We start from the raw sequence: 6,588 nt of genomic DNA, 5'->3' as shown, positions 1-6,588 counted from the left end.
TGGTGATTGGGACCAGGGCGCCGAGCGCGATGGTCGTGGTGGCGGTGGTGATGGCCAGAAGGCGTCTCATGGAGACCTCCGAGGTCGTGGAGACCAAACCATAAAAAATTCAGGTTCGCCGCTCGCGGTGCCGCGCCGACGTTGTCGAAGAACAACTTCCCCGACCGGGCGCGGCTGCGCTCGTGACGATGGTGAGGAAGGTGACGGTCCTCAACACGATTCCGCGTTCCGGTGGCGGCGCACGGGAGTGGGTGCGCGACTCGCCCACGCTCGTTCGCTACCGCGAGGTTGGTCGGTTCGCGTGGTCTCACCTGACAGCGACGGAGGTAGCCGACTTCAATCGGCTGGGTCTCGGATGACCCAGTCGTTGCTCGACCTCGTAGTGAGAGTTCGCGACCTCTCCGGTCGCCCGTTCGATGACGTAGGGCTCGACCGGATGCGGCAGCGGGTGCTCGGTCTCTCGCAGGCGGAGGCCACAGCAGAGCGCAACACGTTGCAGCGGCTGCTCGAACACCACGCGGGCACGACGGCGCCGAACCGGAACCGGCCCTGACCGCGCCGACCAACACGGCTTGACGGCTGTCTCAGAAAGGGTCGATTGCTGATCTGAGCCCATACGCCCCTCTGGAGGGCACAGAACTCGTTCTCGGAACCTCTGTACTTCCGAGAACGAGTACTGATAATTTGTCCGCATGTCAGTACCCACCACCGGCCACGTCGTGGCCTACGCCCGTGTGTCCACCCAGGACCAGGACGAGCAACTCCAGATCGACGCCTTCAAGGCAGCAGGCGTCCACAAGTCCGCCATCTACATCGACCACGGCGTCAGCGGCAAGCAGACCTCGCGTCCGATGCTCGACAAGATGCTCGATGACCTCGAACCCGGCGACAAGATTCTTGTCTGGGACCTGACTCGCCTCGGTAGGAACTCCGGCCACGTGATCACCCTGCTGGCCGACCTGAAGGAGCGCGGCATCTACGTGCAATCCCTACAGGACGGGCTCGACAGCACCACGGACATGGGCGAAGCAATGATGGGCGTGCTCGCGATCTTCGCCGCCATGGAGCGCAAGTTCACGATCCGCCGCACCCGTGCCGGGCTTGCCGTAGCCCGTGCTGAGGGGCGCGTCGGTGGCCGTCCTCGTGCCCTGAACTCGGAGCAGGCGCAGTTGGCTCGACACATGAAGGAGCAGGGCAAGTCGGTGGCCGTCATCGCCGCGACGCTGAAGTGCTCCGTGCCCACGGTGTACCGGCACCTGGCTGCTCAGGGCGCCTAATACGCCGTCCTGCGGCCCTCCGCGCCATCTGCTCGACATGATGGCCGGAGGGTCGTTCTCATGCGCTGAGGCGGCGCCGGGCGCATTGCAATGACCGGGGCCTCTAAAGTAGTCAATTCTTGAATCGAAAGGCCGACATCGCCGGTCGCGGTGCGTCGAAAATTCGCTCAGATCATCCGCTAGTCAACCCAGGGTTCTATCAGAACAGCGCGCGGCTTCAGTACGGGAATGTGGTCGAGTACTTGTACGCCTGCTCGTCCGTCATCTTCATGACTGCCGTCATCTTGGACGTGAGCCACGACGATGACGGAACGCGGTTCGCGTAGTGGTGCAGTTTCAACTGGTAATTGACTAGGGCCTCAATGGCTTCGTCCTTGTAGTTCGACGTCGTGCGGTCGAACAGCACCTTGCCGTCGCTGACGCGCGTGAATCGGATCTCCCACTTCGCGAACACCGGGTAGCAACCACCGGTGCCGCTATGGCACCCGTAGACCGCAGGCGCCTGCTTCTTGCCGATATACCCGAACTGTATGTCGAACTTCCGCCCGTTTGCTTGCGAGGTCATCCGCCACACATCCTTGGCGCCGACCCAGTGGGTTGCCGCGGAGGCAGTCAGCGCGCCGGATGTCGCGAGGGTGCCGGTCAGGAGCACTGCGGCTCCGATCTTCAGTGCGTGAGCACGAATCGTCATGTTCAGCATGGTGATCGAAATGGTTCGTGGTTCGGAATTCCCCTTACATGGGGCATTCGTGCTCTACGGCACCCGTACCGCCACGGTGCGAGGGTGCACTTCCCGTGGTACCTCGTCATCATCGCGTTGGGGTACGGCTTCGGGTACGGGCTGCGACCGTTGATCTTGCGGTGGAACGCGCGGTCGCCGGAGTGGCACGAACGCTCTGAGCGATACCAGCGAATTCTCTCGCTGCTGCCGGGCTACCTACTCGGCGCCGCAGTCGGCGCGGTGCTGGTTTTCACCTTCGACCGCTGAGTCAGAGCAGCGGGCTCCGCTTGTCCTTCGACCGCCGCAGCGCCTCTTTGCGTATGCGGTCGAGTTCTTGTTCCACGTCGCTGCGGATGGCATTCTTGCGGGCGTGGTGCGATGATCGCGGCGCGAGTCGATAGTCAGACTCCAGGTGGCCGGACCGTGTAGTTGAACGCCCCTGCGTCATCGCTCGTCACATCTCGGTGATACGGGGCATCGTTGATGAGCGCGACCTCGATCCACACTGACGATCCAATCAATGCCGGAGTGACGGTGATGGATAACTGGGTGTTGCTGCCTTCGGCGCTCGCGAGGACTTCCACGCCCCGCCGCGCTTCCCACCGCAGCGCGCGGCCTTGCGGGTCCCACCCTGCGCAGTCGAAGGTGACTACATCGCCAACCGCTAGAACGACACCGGAGCGCTTGGTCGGAGAGATGGGACCGGTGCGTTCGGGCATCACGGTGCCGAATGAATCAGACAACCTCTCGATGCGGGGCCACCATTCATTTTGGTCGTTCATGGTGCTCCTGTACTTCGTCACCCGATTGCGGATGTCTCCGGCGATACCGCTGAGTAGATCGCGCTCGAATGGGAGCGCAGTGCGACCGTGCGCGCCAACGTTACGAAGAATGCGGAGCCGATCCGCGTCGTGGTTCCAGTACCGCTTGTTCGGCCCCAGCACTGCTTCGAACCGAGTCCAGTTGTGGTTGATCAAGCCAACGAGGTCGCTCAGGTCAATGTAGAAAATTAGGCCTTGCTCGACAGAGACGCCTGGACGGTCACGCTCCTGGCGTTCACGGCTTGCCTTTGCGGCCTCGATGACTTTGGTATTCAGACCACACTTCTCGAACCAGTCCGGACCGAACATGGGTTCGAGCACAAGCCGGGCAAGTTCGCGGAGGTCGCTTTCAGCCGTCTGCGCGGAGAGCGCCGGGTCAGTCACTCTCGGAATCTAGAACCAGGGCGCAGTGCCGAGCGACAGGTGTCAAACCGTGTTCGCCGTCGCGAGCATCAACGGGCGTACGGTGCCGCCGTGCCCGAACCCCGACTCTCGAAGCCGGAGTCGAACCCGGTCTACCTGTGGATCGAACGGCATCCCTGGAAGGTGGGGCTCATCACGGTGGGGCTGATCGTGTGCTTCGCCTTCACCGTCGCCGGGATGGCGTACCTGCTCGGTACCGGCAATCTATCGCCTCAGTCGTCCACGTCCGCCACTCCGTGATCGGTGGTGCTGCGCGGAACGGGACTGCTCGACCTAGGCGCCGGGCTCCGCGGTCTTCGCCGGATCGTCGTGGTCGAACACCGGACGCGAACCCAGGTGATGCTTCTTCCCGACGCGTTCGAGGTCGTCTCGCAGTTCGTGATCCACCGACACCTCGTCCCACGTCCACAGCGCGAAGTTGAGTGCGACGACGGTGAGCGCCAGCACGACGTGCCGCCAGCGGAACTGCTCGGGGTCACGGAACTGGTGCCGGTGACCCCACGCGTGCTCCTCGTCAACTTCTTCCAGGTACTCCTCGACCAACGACCCGTCCCCATGCGATGCCGCGGAGAGCAATCGGTAGTACGGGTGAATCCACTTGCCGCCGTCGAGCACCTTCGCTCGAGCCCAGAACTTTGGCAACTGCTCGGCGTCCCCCAGACCCGTCATGGCGTCCTCGTCGTCCTTCGGTACCGGCACGTTCGCCATGCGGGCCAGGTCTCCGATCAGCAGGTCGTGCTGCTTCTTCGCGGCCTTGAAGAGCGAGTGACCGGAGTATGGCGTCTGCCCCATCCAGGCCGCGGTCATGCCGCACTCGTACACGAGTCGAGCGAGCGGAGCGCACTGCATGTACATCTTCTGCTCGTCCAGCACGAGGACGGCCTTCGCGGTGCGGACGGCGTGCTCCGCGAAGACCCAGATCGCGGTGCTGCGGAGGTAGGCGTCCTCCTTCGCCGTGACCGTGACGAGCGGCCTGTCCGGCCAAATGCTCATCAGGTCCTCGATGGCTGCTCTCGAAGCGTCCGCTGTCGGCGCGTCTTGCGGCGTCGTCTCGCGCACTTGACGGCGCCGCTTCCTCTCGCCCGACTGGCTCATGGCACGAATCTACGAAGGAGACCCGACGGAGCCTGTGGAGAAACGGACACCTCACGGTCCCGGTCGGCCTACGGTAACGCGCATGGACGACGACGAGTCGCGCTGGTGCCCGTCTTGCAACTTGCCCGGCCTGCTGCCGAGGGACCTGTCGTCCGGCGAGGTCGTGGACGAGTGCCGCGTGTGCGGTCTCATCTCGATTTGACCGACGTTGCGGCGCGGAGGGGCTAGACGGCCAGCGCGAAGGTGCGCTTAGATGCCCGCGCCCGAACCATTGGAGTCATCATGCGCGCACCCACGCGTTTTCTTGCGGCAGCCGCTGTCGCACTCGCTGCCGTCACCTGCGTCGCCGTCCCTGCCGACGCGGCGACTGCCGTGAAGACCTATAAGAACTGCACCGCCATCCGGCACGTCTACTCGGGCGGCATCGCCAAGAAGGGCGTGAAGTACAACACGACCCATTGGCGGGGGCACACGTACCACCGCGCCTTGAAGGGGAACGTGAAGTTCTCGTCGGCGCTGTACAACGCGAACAAGAAGTCCGATGCAGACCACGACGGGATCGCCTGCGAGAAGTCGTAGGGCCCGAGTGCCTTGCTCGGACACGGCGTGGATGGAGGTGCCGTGGGGGCTGAGTCGCCGCCGGGATGTAAATCTGACGGTTAGAAGAGCCCGAGCAGGCTGGCCACGATGATCATCGCCGCCATCGCCAGCGCGACCACACCGACGCCGCGCATCGCCCACCTACGTTGATTCGGGGTCGGTCCGGGCCGGTCCACCGCATCGTCCGGGCGGGCGAACGGGAGGAGCCGCTGCTGTGCGCTGTGGATGTTCTCGCTCAGCCAGCCAGCGTTGATGATGATGACCGCGCCGATCAACACGAGCACGCCAGCGAAGATGGCGTGGTACCAGGACACGTGCGCACTGTAGGGCGACTTTGATGGTCAGCGGTACGGATGCTGCGTCAAGGCCTGCGCGATCTGCGTGACGGTGATGATCGTGCCCAGCACGACGAACGCGGTGCCCATGAGCACGTGGTATCGCTTCCGTTCGGGCCGGACGCGGGCCGAGTAGAACGACGCGAACGCGACGAAGGCGAACATCCCGGCCACGACAACGGTGAACACGATGCCGAAGAGGGGGCTCGGCCCCTGCGGCAACTGAACGATGCCGGAGGTGATGGCAGCGAACAGGCCGACCAGCGCGACGATGCCGGTGCCGACGGCGGAGCCGAGGGCGTTCGAGGTGCACTGCTGCCACCACGAGCGGTCGAAGAAGGGCTTCGGCTCGTCGTCGGTCATCGTTTGCGCTTCATCGTGACCACGAAAGGTCCCTGTCGGTGACGAATCGTGCAGGCTTGGCCGCTACCTCTTCGGCAACCGCGTTCGCGAAGCCAAGGACCTGGGACTCAAGGTAGTCCTCCAGCCCGTCGGCGTTCACGACCGTGGCGCGGTACGTGCCCTTCAGAGACGCCGAGTTGAAGCGCCGACGAAGCGTCACCCACGGCGCGGTCGTCACCTGCGCCGGAGCGTTGGTTGCATCGACCTTGAACAGCGGTGCGGACGTGACGACCAGCGGGAAGTACAGGATCAGGTGCGCCGGGTACCGCTCGCTGTACCGGGCACTCTTGTTCATAAACCACTGCCCGTTCGCGGCTTCCTGTTCGCCCCGAAGAATCGAGAGCACCTTCGAAAGGGGCGCCATCACGTCCTGCATGATGCCGTCGTTCGACGCGGACCAGTTTTCTTTGGACTTGTTCAGTCGAACGAGTTGCGTCGCCTCAAAGTCTCTCGCCCACGGATTCGCGGTCAGGGTGTGGAGGCGGAGATACTCCGCCGCGCTGACGTACAGGATGCGCCGACCTTCCGGAGTGACTTCATTGGAGTACGTGACTCGCTCAGCGGGAGCAAGGATGTCGTTGCGCTCGGCGGGAACGGCAGAGGGAGCAGTCGTTCGCCCAATGAGCGCGTATGGCATGTCGCTCTCCTTGCACTCGATGATCACTTGCGCACTGACGCGGAGGTTGGCGTCTGCGTCGCGAAACAACTCCTTGTAGCCGACCACATCGAGTTCCCTCGACTTGCCTTCGTCGGGGTCTTGATACGCCCAACTCTGCGTGACCTGAAATCCCGCTGCGTCAAGTGCAGTGGCGGTCTCCTGCTCCAGCAGCCATCCGGCTCGGCGGAGCGCCTTGAGGAGTTCTTCGGGGGAGGGCTCAGGCCATCTCCGCGCGCGTTCGTCGGACACTTGTCAA

At 63.8% G+C, this 6,588-nt stretch carries 10 protein-coding genes; 4 read left to right on the top strand and 6 right to left on the bottom strand.

Annotation, left to right across the window (positions count from 1 at the left end):
• The first annotated feature begins 692 nt into the window (after positions 1-692).
• The gene (locus CLV52_RS18180) at positions 693-1,277 is read left to right on the top strand and encodes a recombinase family protein (RefSeq protein ID WP_133767853.1); all 585 of its coding nucleotides are present in this window, start codon (positions 693-695) and stop codon (positions 1,275-1,277) included.
• A 217-nt stretch (positions 1,278-1,494) separates the two neighbouring features.
• On the opposite strand, the gene CLV52_RS18175 is transcribed toward CLV52_RS18180, so the two are convergent.
• Positions 1,495-1,977 carry a hypothetical protein gene (locus CLV52_RS18175; protein WP_133767852.1) on the bottom strand — a complete coding sequence of 161 codons (483 nt, stop codon included), beginning with the start codon at positions 1,975-1,977 and terminating at the stop codon, positions 1,495-1,497.
• Between the two features lie 84 nt (positions 1,978-2,061).
• Between CLV52_RS18175 and CLV52_RS18170 the strand changes: the two genes are divergently transcribed.
• On the top strand, positions 2,062-2,265 hold the full coding sequence (locus CLV52_RS18170) for a hypothetical protein (protein WP_133767850.1): 204 nt from the start codon (positions 2,062-2,064) through the stop codon (positions 2,263-2,265).
• A gap of 134 nt (positions 2,266-2,399) precedes the next feature.
• On the opposite strand, the gene CLV52_RS18165 is transcribed toward CLV52_RS18170, so the two are convergent.
• Positions 2,400-3,203 (bottom strand): hypothetical protein, encoded by an 804-nt coding sequence (locus CLV52_RS18165; protein WP_133767848.1) that lies wholly within the window; start codon positions 3,201-3,203, stop codon positions 2,400-2,402.
• Positions 3,204-3,293: 90 nt separating this feature from the next.
• Between CLV52_RS18165 and CLV52_RS18160 the strand changes: the two genes are divergently transcribed.
• A complete protein-coding gene (locus CLV52_RS18160) occupies positions 3,294-3,482 on the top strand; it encodes a hypothetical protein (RefSeq protein ID WP_133767846.1) in 189 nt (62 codons plus the stop codon).
• Positions 3,483-3,515: 33 nt separating this feature from the next.
• On the opposite strand, the gene CLV52_RS18155 is transcribed toward CLV52_RS18160, so the two are convergent.
• Entirely contained in the window at positions 3,516-4,337 is an 822-nt protein-coding gene (locus tag CLV52_RS18155; protein WP_133767844.1) for a DUF5677 domain-containing protein, read from the bottom strand.
• A 372-nt stretch (positions 4,338-4,709) separates the two neighbouring features.
• Between CLV52_RS18155 and CLV52_RS18150 the strand changes: the two genes are divergently transcribed.
• The gene (locus CLV52_RS18150; RefSeq protein ID WP_246018218.1) at positions 4,710-4,916 is read left to right on the top strand and encodes an excalibur calcium-binding domain-containing protein; all 207 of its coding nucleotides are present in this window, start codon (positions 4,710-4,712) and stop codon (positions 4,914-4,916) included.
• A gap of 80 nt (positions 4,917-4,996) precedes the next feature.
• Here CLV52_RS18150 and CLV52_RS18145 read toward each other — a convergent pair whose 3' ends face one another.
• From CLV52_RS18145 to CLV52_RS18135, 3 genes are read right to left on the bottom strand one after another with little or no spacing between them, the layout of a single operon-like run.
• The gene (locus CLV52_RS18145; RefSeq protein WP_133767841.1) at positions 4,997-5,251 is read right to left on the bottom strand and encodes a hypothetical protein; all 255 of its coding nucleotides are present in this window, start codon (positions 5,249-5,251) and stop codon (positions 4,997-4,999) included.
• 27 nt (positions 5,252-5,278) lie between these two features.
• Positions 5,279-5,635, bottom strand: a complete 357-nt coding sequence (locus CLV52_RS18140; RefSeq protein ID WP_133767839.1) for a hypothetical protein — start codon at positions 5,633-5,635, stop codon at positions 5,279-5,281.
• 10 nt (positions 5,636-5,645) lie between these two features.
• Entirely contained in the window at positions 5,646-6,581 is a 936-nt protein-coding gene (locus CLV52_RS18135; RefSeq protein ID WP_133767837.1) for a hypothetical protein, read from the bottom strand.
• Between the last annotated feature and the right edge of the window lie 7 nt (positions 6,582-6,588).

It is taken from the genome of Amnibacterium kyonggiense (assembly GCF_004364555.1).
Taxonomy (GTDB): Bacteria; Actinomycetota; Actinomycetes; order Actinomycetales; family Microbacteriaceae; genus Amnibacterium; species Amnibacterium kyonggiense.
This window is presented reverse-complemented; position numbering and strand designations above follow the sequence as displayed.